General features: G+C 34.0%; 20 protein-coding genes and 2 tRNA genes. 19 read left to right on the top strand and 3 right to left on the bottom strand.

Annotation, left to right across the window (positions count from 1 at the left end; translation table 11 throughout):
* Window positions 1-9 precede the first annotated feature (9 nt).
* From P6936_RS03605 to P6936_RS03580, 6 genes are read left to right on the top strand one after another with little or no spacing between them, the layout of a single operon-like run.
* The gene (locus P6936_RS03605; RefSeq protein WP_276864506.1) at window positions 10-1,020 is read left to right on the top strand and encodes a rod shape-determining protein; all 1,011 of its coding nucleotides are present in this window, start codon (window positions 10-12) and stop codon (window positions 1,018-1,020) included.
* A gap of 6 nt (window positions 1,021-1,026) precedes the next feature.
* On the top strand, window positions 1,027-1,920 hold the full coding sequence (gene mreC, locus P6936_RS03600; protein ID WP_004836473.1) for a rod shape-determining protein MreC: 894 nt from the start codon (window positions 1,027-1,029) through the stop codon (window positions 1,918-1,920).
* A complete protein-coding gene (gene mreD / locus P6936_RS03595) occupies window positions 1,913-2,398 on the top strand; it encodes a rod shape-determining protein MreD (RefSeq protein WP_004836472.1) in 486 nt (161 codons plus the stop codon). Before mreC ends, mreD begins: the two co-directional genes overlap by 8 nt.
* A gap of 12 nt (window positions 2,399-2,410) precedes the next feature.
* The gene (locus P6936_RS03590) at window positions 2,411-5,881 is read left to right on the top strand and encodes a penicillin-binding transpeptidase domain-containing protein (protein ID WP_276880871.1); all 3,471 of its coding nucleotides are present in this window, start codon (window positions 2,411-2,413) and stop codon (window positions 5,879-5,881) included.
* Between the two features lie 6 nt (window positions 5,882-5,887).
* A complete protein-coding gene (locus tag P6936_RS03585; RefSeq protein ID WP_276880870.1) occupies window positions 5,888-6,511 on the top strand; it encodes a hypothetical protein in 624 nt (207 codons plus the stop codon).
* Window positions 6,508-7,437: a ribonuclease E/G gene (locus P6936_RS03580; protein ID WP_276880869.1), complete on the top strand. Its 930-nt coding sequence runs from the start codon at window positions 6,508-6,510 to the stop codon at window positions 7,435-7,437. The genes P6936_RS03585 and P6936_RS03580 overlap by 4 nt, the downstream gene beginning before the upstream one ends.
* On the opposite strand, the gene P6936_RS03575 is transcribed toward P6936_RS03580, so the two are convergent.
* Window positions 7,426-7,683 carry a GIY-YIG nuclease family protein gene (locus tag P6936_RS03575; protein ID WP_276880868.1) on the bottom strand — a complete coding sequence of 86 codons (258 nt, stop codon included), beginning with the start codon at window positions 7,681-7,683 and terminating at the stop codon, window positions 7,426-7,428. The two genes, P6936_RS03580 and P6936_RS03575, sit on opposite strands and share 12 nt — an antisense overlap.
* Window positions 7,680-8,285, bottom strand: coding sequence for a regulatory protein RecX (locus P6936_RS03570; protein ID WP_276880867.1), 606 nt, complete (start codon window positions 8,283-8,285; stop codon window positions 7,680-7,682). Before P6936_RS03570 ends, P6936_RS03575 begins: the two co-directional genes overlap by 4 nt.
* A gap of 302 nt (window positions 8,286-8,587) precedes the next feature.
* Between P6936_RS03570 and P6936_RS03565 the strand changes: the two genes are divergently transcribed.
* The 11 genes from P6936_RS03565 to P6936_RS03515 all read left to right on the top strand — a co-directional run bounded on the left by P6936_RS03565 (window position 8,588) and on the right by P6936_RS03515 (window position 15,045).
* Window positions 8,588-8,664, top strand: a tRNA-His gene (locus P6936_RS03565).
* Between the two features lie 3 nt (window positions 8,665-8,667).
* Window positions 8,668-8,754, top strand: a tRNA-Leu gene (locus tag P6936_RS03560).
* Window positions 8,755-8,998: 244 nt separating this feature from the next.
* Complete coding sequence (locus P6936_RS03555; RefSeq protein ID WP_276880866.1) at window positions 8,999-10,246, top strand: S1C family serine protease; 1,248 nt, start codon at window positions 8,999-9,001, stop codon at window positions 10,244-10,246.
* A gap of 131 nt (window positions 10,247-10,377) precedes the next feature.
* A complete protein-coding gene (gene ylxM / locus P6936_RS03550; protein WP_004836465.1) occupies window positions 10,378-10,701 on the top strand; it encodes a YlxM family DNA-binding protein in 324 nt (107 codons plus the stop codon).
* Window positions 10,702-10,712: 11 nt separating this feature from the next.
* Window positions 10,713-12,050: a signal recognition particle protein gene (gene ffh / locus P6936_RS03545; protein WP_060929952.1), complete on the top strand. Its 1,338-nt coding sequence runs from the start codon at window positions 10,713-10,715 to the stop codon at window positions 12,048-12,050.
* A gap of 24 nt (window positions 12,051-12,074) precedes the next feature.
* Complete coding sequence (rpsP, locus tag P6936_RS03540; protein WP_004836463.1) at window positions 12,075-12,320, top strand: 30S ribosomal protein S16; 246 nt, start codon at window positions 12,075-12,077, stop codon at window positions 12,318-12,320.
* A gap of 1 nt (window position 12,321) precedes the next feature.
* On the top strand, window positions 12,322-12,546 hold the full coding sequence (locus P6936_RS03535; protein ID WP_004836462.1) for a KH domain-containing protein: 225 nt from the start codon (window positions 12,322-12,324) through the stop codon (window positions 12,544-12,546).
* Window positions 12,543-13,031 (top strand): ribosome maturation factor RimM, encoded by a 489-nt coding sequence (rimM, locus tag P6936_RS03530; protein ID WP_004836461.1) that lies wholly within the window; start codon window positions 12,543-12,545, stop codon window positions 13,029-13,031. The genes P6936_RS03535 and rimM overlap by 4 nt, the downstream gene beginning before the upstream one ends.
* A complete protein-coding gene (gene trmD, locus P6936_RS03525; RefSeq protein ID WP_276880865.1) occupies window positions 13,024-13,731 on the top strand; it encodes a tRNA (guanosine(37)-N1)-methyltransferase TrmD in 708 nt (235 codons plus the stop codon). Before rimM ends, trmD begins: the two co-directional genes overlap by 8 nt.
* Window positions 13,718-14,065 carry a 50S ribosomal protein L19 gene (gene rplS, locus P6936_RS03520; protein WP_004836459.1) on the top strand — a complete coding sequence of 116 codons (348 nt, stop codon included), beginning with the start codon at window positions 13,718-13,720 and terminating at the stop codon, window positions 14,063-14,065. Before trmD ends, rplS begins: the two co-directional genes overlap by 14 nt.
* Window positions 14,066-14,166: 101 nt before the next feature.
* Complete coding sequence (locus P6936_RS03515) at window positions 14,167-15,045, top strand: helix-turn-helix domain-containing protein (protein ID WP_276880864.1); 879 nt, start codon at window positions 14,167-14,169, stop codon at window positions 15,043-15,045.
* A 218-nt stretch (window positions 15,046-15,263) separates the two neighbouring features.
* Here P6936_RS03515 and P6936_RS03510 read toward each other — a convergent pair whose 3' ends face one another.
* Window positions 15,264-15,404, bottom strand: a complete 141-nt coding sequence (locus tag P6936_RS03510) for a hypothetical protein (RefSeq protein ID WP_276880863.1) — start codon at window positions 15,402-15,404, stop codon at window positions 15,264-15,266.
* 265 nt (window positions 15,405-15,669) lie between these two features.
* Here P6936_RS03510 and P6936_RS03505 point away from each other — a divergent pair, with 265 nt between their 5' ends.
* Together P6936_RS03505 and P6936_RS03500 are read left to right on the top strand one after the other, a co-directional pair.
* Window positions 15,670-16,839, top strand: coding sequence for an ABC transporter transmembrane domain-containing protein (locus P6936_RS03505; RefSeq protein ID WP_060929024.1), 1,170 nt, complete (start codon window positions 15,670-15,672; stop codon window positions 16,837-16,839).
* Window positions 16,832-17,263, top strand: a complete 432-nt coding sequence (locus P6936_RS03500; protein ID WP_082743074.1) for an ATP-binding cassette domain-containing protein — start codon at window positions 16,832-16,834, stop codon at window positions 17,261-17,263. Before P6936_RS03505 ends, P6936_RS03500 begins: the two co-directional genes overlap by 8 nt.
* The last annotated feature ends 144 nt before the right edge of the window (window positions 17,264-17,407 follow it).

The following is a 17,407-nucleotide window of genomic DNA, read 5'->3' as shown; positions in this document are numbered from 1 at the left end:
GTGTAGATGATGAGATTTAGAATGATTGCTTCAGATTTTGCCATAGATCTTGGCACAAGCAATATCTTAGTATATAAAAAGGGTGAGGGTCTGATAGCGGAAGAACCAAGCTATTTACTCTTGGATGATAATAATAGCAAGGTTTTGGCTATAGGTAATGAGGCTAAGGCCATGCTTGGCAAGACCCACGATAATATCCATATAGTAAGGCCAATAGTCAATGGCAATATAACTGATATAAACCTTACAGAAGCCCTACTTAATTATTTTTTTAAGAAGGTTAATAGTGGATTTTCAATTCTTCAACCAAGGGTTGTAATTTGTGTTCCATCTGGCATTACCGATATTCAAAAAAGAGCAGTGGAAGATGCAGCCCTTCATGCAGGAAGTAGGGATGTAATCCTTGTAGATGAGTCTTTGGCGGCAGCTTACGGGATGGATCTTAATCCTGACCAGCCTAGGGGAGTCTTTATGCTAAATCTTGGAGCTGGGGTAGTTGAAGCTACTGTCCTTTCCTTAAATGGGGTAATCATAAACAAGAGCCTTAATAAGGGTGGCGATTATATAGATGAAGAAATTATTGAATATTTTAGAAAGAATCTGGGCTTAGAAATAGGCAAGAATACTGCTGAAGAAGTAAAAAATAAGCTAGTAAGTCTGAGATTAAAGGATAAGAACCTAGCAATGAAGGTTGATGGCAGAGACCTTGCTAGTGCAATGCCAAAAACGGTAGAAGTTACTAGTAAAAGTTTAATTGAGTGTATAATGCCATTTGCAAATGAACTTTGTGAGATGATTTATGAAGTTTTGGAAAAGACTCCTCCAGAAATTAGCTCTGATATAAGAAAAAATGGAATTTTCCTTACTGGTGGGCTAAGTTTACTAAAGGGTATGAGCGAATATATAACAGAAACGATAGGCCTTCCAGTTTCTATTTCCGAGGATCCTCTAAGGGATGCCATCAAAGGAGCAGGCCTTATTTTGGATGATCCTGATAGATTTGTGAAGTATCGTAAGTAGGTAATTATGGCTTATAGAAGAAAGAAAAAAGATAGGAAGGGATTTGTAGCAACTGTAGTAATCTTACTTATTATAATAGCTATCTCTTCTCAAACTAAAAATATTAATCAAACAGGATCAAACATAGCCAACAGCATATTTTCACCAATAGAAAAGCTAAGCTATTCTATCTCATCCATTATTAAGGAGCAAGTCGAAAGGTCTCTCGGTTCCAAGGATACTAGGGCTGCTGTCGAAAAGCTAGAAGAAGAAAACAAGGCCTTGGAGATAGAAAATGCTAAGCTAAGTACAATAGTTAGCAAGAAAGATTTCTTGGAAGCTGAGAAAAAAGCCATGGAAGTTAGCGAAAATTCATATATGAAGGCTAAGGTTGTTAACACCGATTCCAATTCCATGAGCAAGAATTTTACCATAGATAAGGGAAAAAAGGACGGAATCGAAGTAAACGACATAATCTTGCAAGCCATAGGAGATAGCAAATACTATACAGGTCTTGTAGGCAAAGTGGTTGAAGTCTACCAGACGACAGCAAGAGTTGAAACAATTAACTCTGTATCTAATAACGTCTCCTTCATTGACTCCAAAAGTGGAGATTATGGGGTAATTGACAACTTTACCCAAAAGACTATCCAAGGCTATATGCTAGATGTTGATAGCGAAGTTAATGTAAAAGATGTTTTACTAACAAGTGGACTTGGAGGCGTATATCCTGCAGGAATCTATATAGGAACTGTATCTAATGTTACCATGAGTGAGGATGCTTTAAGGAAAAACATCACCCTCAACTCACCAGTAGATTTTTCTCACCTTTATAGGGTTTTGGTCTTAAAGCAAACTGACCAATATAATGTAGATGAAGTAATAGAAAACGAAGACTACCAAGGAGATAAGGATGAATAAATTTAAAAGCTTTATATTATTATTAGTATCATTTATCCTACAGACTTCTGTATTTTCTAAAATAGATATATTTGGAGCAAATATCAATATCCTAATACCTGCTCTTGTAGCACTAGCTCAATGTCTACCTAGCAAAACATCTTCCAGATGTGGACTGATTTTGGGACTTGTCGAAGATTTTCTCCTAACACCCTTTATAGGGGTAAGGGCCCTTTCATATTTTGTAATAGCCTATCTTGTTGGAGAAAGCAAATTACAAAAAGATAGGTCGACAGGAATATGGCTTACAGGGCTATTTACTATATTCAATTTCTCCCTAGTATCTATAATTTATTTCATATTGGGAAAATCATTAAGCGATATATTTAGCTATCTACCCCTTGCTCTAGTAGTAGAAGCTATCCTTAATTCCCTAGTTTACCTAATCTATAACATAATAGTAAAAAAGATAATGTATATTCCTACCTATAGAATATGAGGGGGTCTTTAAGTGAAAAAGACAAAAGAAAAAAGACTGATATTTGTTCAAGTCTTTGTTGCAATCTTGTTTTTGGCAATAGGCTTTAGACTTTTCAAGGTCATGCTTATCCAAGGAGATTATTATAGGGACTTATCAGATAATAGAAAAGTTAAAGAGGTAGATGATATTGCCAGTCGTGGTAATATCTACGATAGGAATGGAAAAATTTTGGCAACTTCTATTCCTTCTTTTGCTGTTCAATTATACAAGGACCAAATGTCAAGACTTGATGATAATAAGAAAATAGAAAATATTTCAAAACTTGTAGACATCCTTGAAGAAGACGGCGTTAACTATACAGAAGAATTCAATTTAAGACTAAACTCTTTTGAATACAAGGATAAGGAAAGCTACTTTACCCACAAGCATATGCCTATGGATACAGTAGTAAGAAAGCTGATAGATAATGATTTAATAAGGGATCTGGTAGAATCTACTTATCAAAAGGATAATATTAACTATGAAACAGCTAATACTGCCTTGCTCGCCCTAAAAAAGAGGGGGATTGATATCCCTTGCCATGTCAAACAAGTAGACGGTAAGCTTGATTTAAAATTCAAGGAGAACTCAAAAGATAAATTAAAGGCCATAGGAGCATCAAGTGATGATGACCCAGTGGATGTGATAGTAGATGCCATAGGAAATGATAAGTCAGTAATCCTAACTATCCTCCAAAATTCTCACGCCAGAAAACTCGCCTATGACTTGTTAAAGGAAAAAGACCTAGCTGATGATATAATTCTAAAGGATTGTGCTGTAAAAAGCGATGAAGATTATATAGAAAAGAAAGCTAAACTTCATAAACTATATAAAAATATCAACTATCAAACAAGTGCTGCTGATGATTTCTACGAGCTAGTTAAAAACTCAACAATAGGAGAAGTTTTAACTGAGGCAACTGTAGATGATAAGGGTGAATACATAATTCCTGCCAATATCCTAATCGAGGAATTGGAAAATATGGGGATATATGCGAACTTTGAGACTGAAGTAATTACAGAAAAGAAAGATGATAAGAACAACTACTCAGTAGATTTAAGATTCAAAAACCCACAAGCAGGCTCACCTGTAGAAGAACTAGTTAAACTTGCTGATAAACATAATCTTCTAAAGAAATTAATCCTATCAAATGATATCAAATACATGGCACAAAATGCCAACACCAAAAACAATATCTACCCAAATATAGATATAACTGACGATGATCCAGAAAATTGGACCTATACTTTTGCTAAAGATGAAAAGGACTTCTACACCTATTACGCCCTAAAGGATAGGACAAATTCGACTGATGAAGTTGTCGATATCTTAAGCAAAGAAGAAGATGCAGGAAAAATCCTAGCCTACATAAAAAAGGTAAATAAGATAGAAAAATACAATGACAATGAGGCTATAGGAATCCTTACCATAGACAATAAATTAAATAAACAAGGTAACTTCGGCTATAGGCCAATCAACATAGTCTATCACTTGGATGAATCGACAGTTCTTAAAATAGAAGAAAAAATCGACAAGGCTTCAGGAATCATTGTAGATACAATCCCAATAAGAAATTATCCAAATAGATATTTGGCCAGCCACGTCCTAGGCTATATGGGCCCTATTGCAACAGGAAATGAAGTTAATAAGTATGTAAATGAAAGGGGCTATCTAAGAGATGAAATCATAGGAAAAACTGGTATCGAAGAATCCTACGAAGATAACCTCAAGGGAAAAAATGGTAGAAGCCTAGTTACAGTTGACTCTGCTGGTAATAGAAGGCAAACAATCTCCAAGTCTACATCAGAACCAGGAGATGATGTTTACCTTACCATAGATCGTGACCTCCAAGAACAAGCTGAAGAATCCCTCAAGGGAGTGCTAGAAGCCATAAGAGAAGGTAGGAGTTATCAATCAAAATACGGAACATTCTCTCCTATGAGGTCAGCTCCAAACGCAGAAAGTGGGGCAGTTGTCGTATCAAATGTCAAGACAGGAGAAGTCTTAGCCCTAGCTTCTTACCCAGATTATGATCCTAATATTTTCGCAACAGGAGTTTCCTCATCAGATTGGGAGTCCCTCCAAGTTGAGGAAGGTTCAGGCCCTCTTGTGCCAAGACCTATGCTTAATATAGCAAGTCAAACAGCGGTAATGCCTGGTTCAACCTTTAAGCTTGTAACAAGTCTTGCAGCTCTAGAGAAAGGCCTAGACCCTCTAGCTACTAACTATTGCCATGGTAGCATGAATATTGGTAATAGTACATTTTCTTGTTTGATATGGTCAGAAACAGGTCATGTTCATGGAGAGGAGAATCTATACGGGGCTATCAGAGATTCTTGTAACTATTACTATTATTGCCTAGCCCTAGGCAAGAACCCAGAAGATGGCGATACCCTAGGAGTAAAGCTTGAACTTAATGATATAAGACTTGCAGCAGAAAAGCTTGGTCTTGATCAAAGAACAGGCATAGAAATAAATATACCAAGGGAAAGTCTGGGTAACATTCCTTCAATAGGCAAGAAAATCGAAGTCACTAAGGCCATGCTTAGAAAATATCTTGAAAATAACCTCACTGTCTTTATTAAGGATGGTGTTAAGAAAACAAGAGATGAATACAAGAAGGATATTGACGAGATTGTCTCCTTTGCAGATGATCCAAAGAAATGGACTAGAGATAAAATCATAGATTATTTGGATGAAAAAGGCTACGACCCAATGGGCATATACGATGGACAAATAGCAGGTCTTGCCGATACTATAAAATTCACCTACCTAAACCAAGTTAATTGGGATGTTACGGATATGCTAAACATAGTAATAGGTCAAGGCCAAAATTCTTACACTCCTTTACAGATGAATAGGGTAATGGCAACCATCTCAAATGGTGGCTACCTCAACAAATACACTCTAATAAGTAAGATTGCCAACCATGATTCTAAGGAAGTTCTCTTCAAAAATGTTCCAGAATCAAAGAGAATTGACATAAATGATACTAAACACCTTGAAGATATCAAATATGGTGCACTCTTAGTAGCTCAAAACAATCCAATCCTAAACAAAATGCCAATAGATATAGGAGTTAAGACTGGTACAGGCGAAGTAGAAGGTAAAAACGCAGACGGTTCTGATTATTCATCCTATGCTTGGATGATAGGCTTTGCCCCTTATGATGATCCAGAAATTGCCATATCAGTAATCCTTACCCAAGGAGATACTAGCTACAATGTTAGTCCTATAGTGAGGGATATAGTCTCAAAATACTTTGATCTTAATACAGGTGCGTCTAACTCATCTGATTCGAAGGCTGACTTTAACCAAGTTGAATTTGGAACAAACCCAGCTACAAGAAATATGGACGATGAAGCCGGTATGAATCATGAAGGTAATATGAACCATGATGGAGCCATGAACCAGGAAACAATGAATCATAAAGGCCACGAAGAAAACACTGAAGGGAATTAATCTTTTATGAAAGTTTATATAATAAATTCAAGCGAGGCTAGGGCGAGGGTTAGCTTTGCCCTAGCCCTAGCAAAAAGCCTAAAAAAAGATGGCAAGACCCTCCTCATATCGACAAAAAGAAATGATGTAAATATAGAAGATTATTTCGGAAAAGATGGAATGATTAGCTATGATTTGGCTGATTACTTCAAGGAGGTCTATAGCTTTAAAGATGTTAAGTGCCATGAAGAAGAAAATCTAGACTTTATCATCGCTCCCCTCCTAGAGGGAAAACATGAAATAAGCAAAGAAGATTTGCAAAGACTGGTCAAAGAAGAAGCCTATGAATATATAGTAATAGATAAGCTCGACTTAAATCTAATAGATGAGAAAAAATCTGTAAAAATAATTAAGATAGACCAGGTCGATGAAAGCATAGAGGAAGATAGCTTTTTTATAGATGAAGTCGATGAAAACTTAGATATCAGGCTATTCAAAGAAAAAATTGAAGCAAAAGGAAAAATCTTTTTAGGAGAAAGAAGAGCCAATGAAATCTACGATAAGATAATCGACAATCTCATAAATGGTAGAAATACAAGCATAGCTAGCCTATCATTTTTCGAAAAGCTAAAGATGAAGTTTAAAAAATGACATCCTATGTATTTATAGACCGAGAAAAAAAACTTCTTGGCAAATTAATAGACGACAAAATAGTAGAAATCAAATTTTTTGATAGTCTCATAGGAAATATATATAGGGGAAGAGTTGTAAACAAAATTGATGCCCTAAATGGCTATTTTGTTGAATATGATAAGGGAGAAAGCCTTTATCTAAACTCGACTATGCCCTACAAGATAGGCGATAATGTAATCGTTCAATATGTAAGAGATCCAGCAAATGGCAAGCTTGCCCTTGGATCTCTTAATTTTAAAATAGAAAATGAATCCTACTCAATAAAGAGATTCCCACCAAAGGCGGGGCCAAGGCTAAAAAAGGGCAAGAAAAAAGATGATGCTTCCTATAAAGAAATCTTTGAAAGAAAGACTAGGCTAATAGAAGAAGAAAAATTCTTTCCAACTCCCAAAATCCTCTATGAAAACTCTTTCTTAGCTTCTTATTTATCCAAAAACAAGGACCTAGAAGTAAGAGAAGTAAATATTGAAGACTTTAATCCCTACAAGGAAGTATTAAAATTAATAAAGGATCCAAGACCAAGCCTTGGGGACTCATCACTAATAATTGATCAACTAGAAACCCTAACTGTAATAGATGTAAACTCATCTGCTGAGAAATCAAAAAACAATAAAGACAAATTTTTAGAAAACATAAATCTAAAGCTAATCGACCTTATAATTTATAACCTAAAAATTAGAAACATAGGTGGTATGGTCCTTATTGATTTTCTAAGAAACAAAGATAAGGAAAAAATCGAAGAAAGCTTCAGACAAAAAGCAGAAGAAAAAGGTCTAGAATGTGAAATCTATGGCTTTAGTCCCATGGGGCTATTTGAAATGACCATAAAAAGAAGAGGAGCTAGTCTAATAGATGAACTTAGAAGAAGAAAATTACTTCTCTAAGCCAAAACTATGGACTAGGTCCTCTTTTTTCTTTTTACTAAATTTTTTAATAGTACGCTCAAGCCTTAGCCCTTCAGACATAGAGGAAACTTCCTTATAAAAAACAAGTCTAACTGGCCTTCTGCCACGAGTGTACTTAGCTCCTTTGCCCTTATTGTGAACATCAACTCTCTTATCAATATCATTAGTATAGCCTGTATAAAGACTATCATCTGCACATCTTAAAATATAAACAAAATGACTCATGAGAAAAGATCAGCTATAACCCTTCCTATGATATCAAAATCAAAGCCCTTAGAAGCCAAATGTCTGTAGACCTTATTCTTACTCTCAAAAGAAAAATCTCCACTAGCCTTTTTCTCCGCAAAATAAAAAGCCTTCTCATACTCCTTATCATCATCAATAAGATCCAAATTCTCATCGATAAGAGAATCAGAAACTCCCTTTAGCTTTAACTTATACTTGATTTTATTCTTAGGCCAGCCATTAATAGAAGACTTATCAGCAATAAAAGACCTGACAAAGGCCTCATCATCAATCAGATTATAAGAAATAAGAAAATCAATCAGCCTGTCGATTACATCCCCATCATAGCCCTTATCCTTGAGAATCTTTCTAATCTCAAAACTAGTCTTTGTAGCATAAGAAATACGACTAAGAATATAATTCTTAGCCCTATTATAGGAATTATCGGCAAGAATTAACTTATAAGTATCAAAATCAAGCTCAGCATCCTTAACAATATGTAGCTTATTAAACAAATCATAAGAAATATAAAAAAGCTCGCAAGAAATATCCAACCTACACAAGTTATACTTATCAGAATAGCTGATTTCTTTTACAATCATAGACCGACAAAAGAATTGTAAGCACTATAGATAATAGGGGCTATCATTGAAATAGCAATAACAATTGCAAAAATTTTAAGTATAGTTTTTCTACTGTTCATAATTCACCTCTACTCATATTCTACTACATAAGCCAAAAAATAAAAACTTTCTAAAAAAACTTGCACGAAAATAAAAAACATGGTATTATAAATATTGTTGAGAGAGAGATAAAGCAATTAAATACTTAAAAAATATAAATAATTGTTAGAAAAACTTGACAAGCTACTTCATAGATGGTATCATGAAATAGTGATGGCTTGGTGGGTATGGTCCAGTTGGTTAAGACACCTGGTTGTGGCCCAGGAGGCCGTGAGTTCGAATCTCACTACTCACCCCATATGCGGGATTGGCGGAATTGGCAGACGCGCTAGACTTAGGATCTAGTGGGAATTTTCTCGTGAAGGTTCAACTCCTTTATCCCGCACCAGTAACGACGTTGAGAAATCAGCGTCTTTTTTTGTGCTTACAAGTATGGAGGATTTATGAGTTGCTAGGGGATATTTGTGTTGATTGAAGATTTCTTATTGTTAGTTATTTTTTCTTGACTGGTGAGTGATTAACAATATATTTATTTTAGGTTCGTATTTTCTTATGAACTTTATATTAACTTAATATTTCTGACAAAGTATTGCCACAAATATCTTGTATTATTAGTAAAACAGGAGGTAGTTATGAGAAGTAATAAATCAGGTGGAGCTTTTTTCCATTTTTTATCTGCTCTTTTGGGAGCTATTATTGGTGGCTTTCTTGTATTTTTTCTCCTAAATGGGGAAGTTTTAAAGGATAAAGCTAGCCTTAAAAAGTCTGATAGTCCAAAGCAAATAGAAAGTAAAGAGGATAAGGCTTCTAATAAAGATATTAATATTAAGGATAATCAGTCTATAGAATCTGTTGTTGTTAAGAAGTCTATCAATTCCGTTGTTGGTATTAATACAATTTCCGAGGTTACTCAGAATACATTTTTTGGCCAACAGTCTGGTTATGTGGAAGGCATTGGTTCAGGTTCTATTGTTACTGAGGATGGTTATATTGTAACTAATTCCCATGTAGTAAGTAATGGAAATGTCAGTCAGATAAATGTGCTTTTTTCTGATGGTAAAACTAGTGAGGCTGATCTTGTTTGGAATGATGCAGCCTTAGACCTTGCTATTATTAAGGTTAAGAAGAAAAATCTTCCAGCTATTGAATTAGGTGATAGTGATAAGGTCGGTATAGGTGATAAGGCTATAGCTATTGGTAATCCACTAGGCTTCGAGCTTCAATCAACTGTTACTAGTGGTATTATTTCAGGTCTTAATAGGTCAGTTAAGTTTAATACGGGAGTAAGTATGGATGGTCTTATGCAGACTGATGCTGCTATAAATTCTGGCAATTCTGGCGGGGCTCTTCTTAATACGAATGGTGAGCTTATAGGTATCAATACTGCCAAGGCTGGTAATAGTGATGGAATTGGTTTTGCTATTCCTATTAATATTGTTAAGCCCGTTATAGAGAAGGTAAGAAAGACTGGCAAGTTTAATTCAGTTTATCTTGGAATTACTGGCCAATCAATTGATTATCTAAAACAAGTTCCAAACTTTAAGACTGATAAGCTCGGTACAGATAAGGGAGTTTATGTAGTTTCTGTTTTTGATAAGAAGAGTGAGATAGAAAAAGGTGATGTAATTACTGCCATTGATGGTAAGGATGTTAAGGATATGAACAGCCTTAGGAAGGCCCTCTTATCATATACTGTCGGAGATAAGGCAAAACTCACTGTTTATAGGGATGGAGCAAAGAAGGAGATTGAAGTTAAGTTTAATATAGATTCATCTAATATAGATGAGTTTGATAAGGCTAAGCCTAAGAAAATTAATAGTAAAGACGATACTGACGATGAAAATGAGAGTGATTCAAATCCATTTTTCAATCTTCCTTAGATAGTTTAAGGCTCTTGTAAGTTATGAAAAGTAAGCTTGCAAGGGCTTTTTTAGTCAATATTTTATCTTGACTTGAGGATGTTTTTGGTGTATAATAGCTAAGTCAAGTAAAAGACTTGACAGGTGATTTTATGGAAAAAATAGTAAAAGTGGCTCAATTATTTGATATATACGGCGCACTTCTTAATGAAAAACAAAGAGATGTTATTAATTGTTATTATAACGAAGATTTATCTTTGCAAGAAATTGCTGATAATACCGCTAGGAGCAAGCAAGCTATATCGGATATGATGGCAAGGTCTGTTGATAAATTATTTGAGTTTGAAGATGAGCTTTCTTTACTGAAAAGCCGCGAGGAACTGAAAGATTCTCTTATTGGTATAAGAGAGCTGATGGAAAGTTCAAATTATGAATTAGCAATTAGTAAAATAACGGACGTAATAGATAAGATTTAGAGAGGGATGCTATGGTATTTGAAGGCCTTTCGGAAAGACTCCAGGAGACTCTTGGAAAGCTTACAGGAAAAGGAAAATTAAGTGAAAAAGATATAGATGCCGCTATGAGAGAGATAAGGCTCTCTTTACTAGAAGCAGATGTCAACTACAAGGTTGTAAAGGACTTTGTGAAGACAATCAAGGAAAGATCACTTGGGCAAGATGTTATGACTTCCCTATCGCCAGGACAGATGGTAGTAAAAATTGTAAACGAAGAGCTAACTGCTCTAATGGGTAAGGAAAATTCCAAGCTTGACCTAAAGGGTTCTACACCTCACATGGTAATGATGGTAGGTCTTCAAGGTTCAGGTAAGACAACCCATTCGGGAAAGCTTGCTTTAAAGCTAAAGAAGGAAAATAGAAATCCTATGCTTACTGCCCTAGATATTTATAGGCCTGCTGCTATTGAACAATTAAAGGTAGTAGGTAAAAATGCAGGGGTTGAGGTTTTTGAGAAAGATAAGCAAGATCCAGTTAAGACTGCAAAAGAAGCCAAGGATTATGCTAGGGCTAACAGGCACGATGTTGTTATACTCGATACAGCTGGACGTTTACAAATAGACACCGACCTTATGGATGAGCTTAAAAATATAAAGGAAGCTGTAAATCCAGATGAAATTCTTCTTGTCGTTGATGCTATGACAGGTCAAGAGGCGGTTAATGTTGCAAAGACTTTTGACGATTATCTAGATATAACTGGTGTCATACTAACAAAGCTAGATGGTGATGCCAGGGGTGGTGCAGCCCTATCAATCAGGCAAGTTGTAGGTAAGCCTATCAAGTTCATAGGTGTTGGAGAAAAACTAGAAGACCTAGAGCCTTTCCATCCAGATAGGATGGCAAATAGGATTCTAGGTATGGGAGATGTACTTTCTTTGATAGAGAAAGCTGAAAAGCAACTTTCCCTAGAAAATGCCAAGGAGTTAGAGCGTAAGATGCGTGAGCAGACTTACACCTTAGATGACTTCATGGAGCAAATCCAACAAATAAGGAACATGGGTCCCCTAGAAGATTTGCTTGCGATGATTCCTGGAGTAAACTCCAAGATGCTAAAGGGAGTAGACATTGACGATCGAGGATTTGTAAGAATCGAAGCTCTAATCAATTCTATGACCAAAGAGGAAAAAGAAAAACCTGAGATTATTGGCAAGAGCAGAAAAGATAGAATAGCCAAGGGCTCAGGTGTAGATGTCAAAGAACTTAACAAATTGCTCAAACAGTTCAAAGAACTGAAAAAAATGATGAAGAAAATGACAGGCATGAAAATGAATAAAAGAGGCAGAAGATTACCAAAGTTGCCTTTCTTTTAAGCCTAAATCAAATAGGAGGAAACAATGGCAGTAAAAATTAGATTAAAGAGAATGGGACAAAAGAAAAAACCATTCTACAGAGTTGTAGTAGCAGATTCAAGAAGCCCAAGAGATGGTAAGTTCATCGAAGAAATCGGAACATACAATCCAATTTCTAATCCAAAAGAATTTAGAATTGACAACGAAAAAGCTAAACAATGGATTAAAAACGGTGCAAAGCCAACATCAATAGTTGAAAAACTATTCAAAGACAATAACGTATTAGCATAAGATGAAAGAATTAGTAGAACTAATTGTAAAAGAATTAGTAGAAGATAAGGAAGCTGTTTCTATCGAAGAAAATAGAAATGGCGGAGAAGTAGACATACTTATCCATGTAGCAGAATCCGACAAGGGTAGAGTTATAGGAGTTCGTGGAAATATCATCAATTCCATAAGAAACATAGCTCGATCTTGTGCAATCAAGGAAGATGTTAAGGTCAACATAAGAATATGAGAATAACAGTAGCAGAGGTAATAACAACTCATGGCATTAGGGGAAATGTCAAAGTTAAGACTTATTCCGACAATGAAATGAGATTTAAAAAGGGAGCAAAAGTTTATATAGGAGATGAGCTTCTAACAATAGAAGATTCTTTCAATCAAAAAGGAATGATGGTTCTAAAGTTTGATCAGTACAATGATATAAACGACTCCCTAAAATTAGTAGGCAAGGACATAACCATAGAAGAAGAAGACTTGGGAGAATTAAAAGAAGATGAGTTTTACATCTACAAACTCATAGGACTTGACACTTACTCCAATGGGCAAAAAGTGGGTAGGGTCAAAGACGTAATCACCGGAGTCTATCCAAACGATGTTTATGTCATAGAAACTATGGACAAGAAAGAAATCTTATTACCAGCCCTAAAATCTGTTATAAAAAATGTTGATATAGAAAACAAGAAAATAGAAGTAGATAACCTACGAGATTATGAATAGAGTTACCATACTTAGCCTATTTCCAGAAAGCTTCGAGTTCTTAAAGACTTATGGAGTAATAGGAAAAGCAATAGAAAATAAAAAACTAGAAATAAAATTAGTAGACATAAGAGATTTTAGTAATGACAAGCACAATCATGTAGACGATACAGTTTACGGCGGGGCAGCCGGCATGCTTATCAAACCACAAGTAATCTATGATTGTTTGATGTCTGTAAAAAAACCCCAATCAAAAGTCTGCTTCATGTCAGCAGCAGGCGAGAAATTAAATCAGAAATTAGCAATCGACTTTGCAGAAATCAAAGATCTAATAATAATATGTGGTCACTACGAAGGAATTGATGCGAGAATCACAAACCACTATGTCGACTACGAAATATCTATAGGAGACTATGTCCTAACAGGTGGAGAAATACCTGCCATGGTACTTATAGATTCAATGGCAAGATTCATAGATGGAGTTGTAGGAAAGAAAGAATCCTTAACTACAGACTCCCACTACAATACTCTCTTGCAACAAGATGAATACACCAAACCAAGAAACTTCAGAGGCTACTTCGTGCCAAATGAATTAGTTAGCGGAGATCACAAGAAGATTGCCGCTTGGAATAGGAAAAGTGCAATAGAGAAAACAAAAAGAGTTAGGCCAGATTTATACGAAAAATTCTTACGAGAGGAGAGCAAAGATGGAATTAATTAAAAAAATTGAACAAGAAAACCTACGTAAAGAAAACTACGATTTCAGAGTAGGAGATACAGTAAGACTAAGCTACAGAATCAAAGAGGGAGATAAGGAAAGACTTCAAGACTTCGAAGGAACTGTAATCTACATCAAAGAAGGTGGAGTAAACAAAACCTTCACAGTTAGAAGAATCAGCTACGGAGTAGGAGTAGAAAGAACTTTCGCTTACCACTCACCAAAAATCGAAAAACTAAGAGTTGTTAGACGTGGTAAGGTAAGAAGAGCTAAACTTAAATACCTTAGAGACCGTCAAGGTAAGGCAGCTAAAGTTAAAGAAAAAACAAATTATTAAGATTAAGGACTTTTGCAAAATATATTTGCAGAAGTCTTTTTTTGGTTATTTTCATGATTTATGATATTATTTTATTAAATCATATATACATAGAGGCTAAGATGACAGATGAAAGAAAAGAATTTGGCAAAAAATTAATAGAAATAAGAGAAGTAAAAGGCCTAAGACAGGCCGATGTAGCAGAGATATCAGATATAAGTCAAAGAACAATAGGTAGGCTTGAAAGAGGAGAAATTTTTAATCCATCCGTAGACAGTCTAATTGAATTATCCAAAATATATAATATTGATATCTTAACCCTATACAAAAAATATATCTATGGAAGTTTTTACATACTAGAAGAAATCAAGAACTTACTAGATATCAATGCAATGTTTCTAACAGAGGATATAAGAATAGACCTTTTAGAAAAAATAGACTTAATAAAAGATAGTAGAGAGCTAAGAGCAAGGAAATACGAGATAGACCTCCTAGATTTATTTATACGATATTTAAACTTTGAGGTAACTAGCGAAGATTTAAGTGAAATTTACGAGGACCTATCCTCAAGTAAGATTAAAAGAAAAAACTTCGAAAATCTTGACCTTCAAGGCATAGACCTTCGCATATTATTAAATATAGCAACAACTTCCCAAGATTTTAAGGGAATTGATAGGGTGGAGATATTTGAAAAGTGCAAAAATCAAGATAAAGATAAAATAGTAAAAATAGCTACTTACAATAACCTTGCTAATTGGAATATAGTAAATAAAAATTATATAGAAGCTATTAAAACAACAAATGAAGGGCTAGTATGTTCAAGAGAAAACTCATCGATAGATGCTTTAATATACCTATATTTTTCAAAGTTTCTTGCTTGTTATATAGCTCATAAAAATTATGAAGAGCCATTAACAGTAGCAAAAGTCTTATTGGAAAATATCTTAAATAAAGATTTACAGGTTCTAATGAATAAAAAAATAGAAAACATACTGGGATAAACTAAAGAGTAGTAATAGAATCTAAATAAATATCGCCCTAAAAGTAGAAAGCTTTCCTAGGAAATTTAGCCCGATATACATGAAGTATGTTTCATACTTCAGGGATACGAGAAAAAAATTCAATTGAGTTTTTTAATAATTATTGGACGATTAATATAGTGTAAGAGTAGTGAAAGAGCTAGACTATTTTATTTATCCAGAAACGTCAATTTTTAAAATCAAATATAATCAGATTTATATGTAATAGACTTAATCATAATGATATTATCTTCATCATCAGCTAAAGATTCATTGATATTATACAAAAATTGTGTTAATAGCAAGACTAAGACTAGGGTTAAAAATCTAAATTTTTTCATAAAATCACCTCTGTCTACCTTATATAATAAAGAATACTAATGACTTTTTCAAAGGCACATATGCCTTTGAAAATTCGAATATATTGTTGTATCCTTATATCGAGAATATTCATAATAAAAATAGTAGGAAAATATGAAAAATAGAAAATTTAGAAGAAGTAATAGACTCTTGTAATGGGGGATGTTTTGTCGAAAAAAAGACTGTTAATAATAAGTATGATAAATATTGTGATCCGAAATGTTATAGATATTTAGGTGTGTAGTAATGTTGGTGTATCTTTTTAAGAAAAATAAAAAATTGTTTATCAAAAGCCTTATATTTTTGTTATTATTCTCCTTGAGTAGGCCAGTTTTTTCTAAATTGATAATTTATTATACCAATTTATCAAAATCAGAAACTGGAGTTAATATTGGATATTTGTTATTACCTGGCTTATTGTATCTATTGGGGTACTTTTTGGTTAATTTATTTTCTGAAAAGTACTTAGATAAGTTTATGATCAAGTGTAAGCAATGTTTGAATGAGGGAGTCTATGAAAGCTTGCTGGATAGGCATGGATTAAACTTTGATAAATCGTATTTAACTAGTATTTTTACAAATGATATAGATCAGATTTCGAATGATTATATCCAGGGATTGACTCAAATTGTGTATTTTATAGTGTCTTTTTTGGGTGCAAGTCTAGTTATATATTCCTTATCTGGTAAGATTTTGATATATTTGATAGTTATTTCTACTCTAACTTTTATAATTCAAAAATTACTTGCGAATACTTTAGCAGATAAGCAATATTCATACAATACCAAGTTTTCAAAAATCATAAAAATATTAAATGAAAGTATTGATAATATTAGAGAGATTAAGATTTATAATTTAGAGGACAAGTTCAGATATAAGTTTAAGAAGGCATCGATAGAAGCTAATGAGGAACTTTTTAGGTTGAATTTGTCTGAAGATATGGTAGAAGTTATTAATCAGACATCTGCTAGTTTAATCGAGGTTGGCCTATATATTGTAGGGGTTGTTTTGATAATTGATGGTAAGCTCACTATTTCTGAATTGTTAGCAATTGTTGTTTCTTGTGATTCTATAACTCTTCCTATATATTCGTTTTCTAGAACTTATGCTAAGTTTGCAAAGACTAAGAAAACTAGAGAAAAACTGATTGAAATTATAAATGGGTCTAATACATTTAAGGGCGATTTTAAAATATCTACAATAGATAAAATAAGAGTGGACGATTATGCTTGTAAATATGACCTTGACCCTATAAGTGTTAGTGTTAGTTTTTCAATTAACTATGGAGAGAAAATCTTGATTGTAGGGGAGAATGGATCTGGTAAATCGACACTTATTTCTTCAATGCTAGATTTTTCCAGAAATCATGTGGGGGACATATTTATAAATGGTATAAACGTAAAAAAACATAGATAAAGAGTCATATTATAAAAGGATATCATTTTTAGGTCAAAGATATATTTTAACAGAAGATACTATAAGGAATAATATTATAGGCAATGAAGTTTATTTGGAGGAGAAATATAATAGAATAATCGATGGACTAAATATTAAAAACTTCGATAAATCTAATATGGTCAATGAAAATAGAGATAATTTAAGTGGAGGAGAAATGCAGAAAATAAGTATAGCAAGAGCTATTTATAAAGATAGCGACATACTTATTTTAGATGAGCCCTTTTCTGCGCTTGATAGAACAAGCGTTGATAGGATATTGGATATACTGTTAAAGGATGAGAGAAGTCTTATAGTGATTGCCCATAATTTGAGTAAAGACAAGCAAGATAAATTCGACAAAGTAATTAAGATGAAGAGAAAGGCTGAATCTTTGCCCATATAGAAAAAGAAAATGCTCAAACCTCGTTATAGAAAGGTTTGAGCATTTTTAAAGTTGTTTATTTATAAATTATTCCTACTAAAGGATATTAGCTGGTAATTAATACTTTGAAGTTACAATTTCAAATATTCTATTATAGTTGATAAT

It is taken from the genome of Anaerococcus tetradius (assembly GCF_947087635.1).
Taxonomy (GTDB): domain Bacteria; phylum Bacillota; class Clostridia; order Tissierellales; family Peptoniphilaceae; genus Anaerococcus; species Anaerococcus tetradius.
This window is presented reverse-complemented; position numbering and strand designations above follow the sequence as displayed.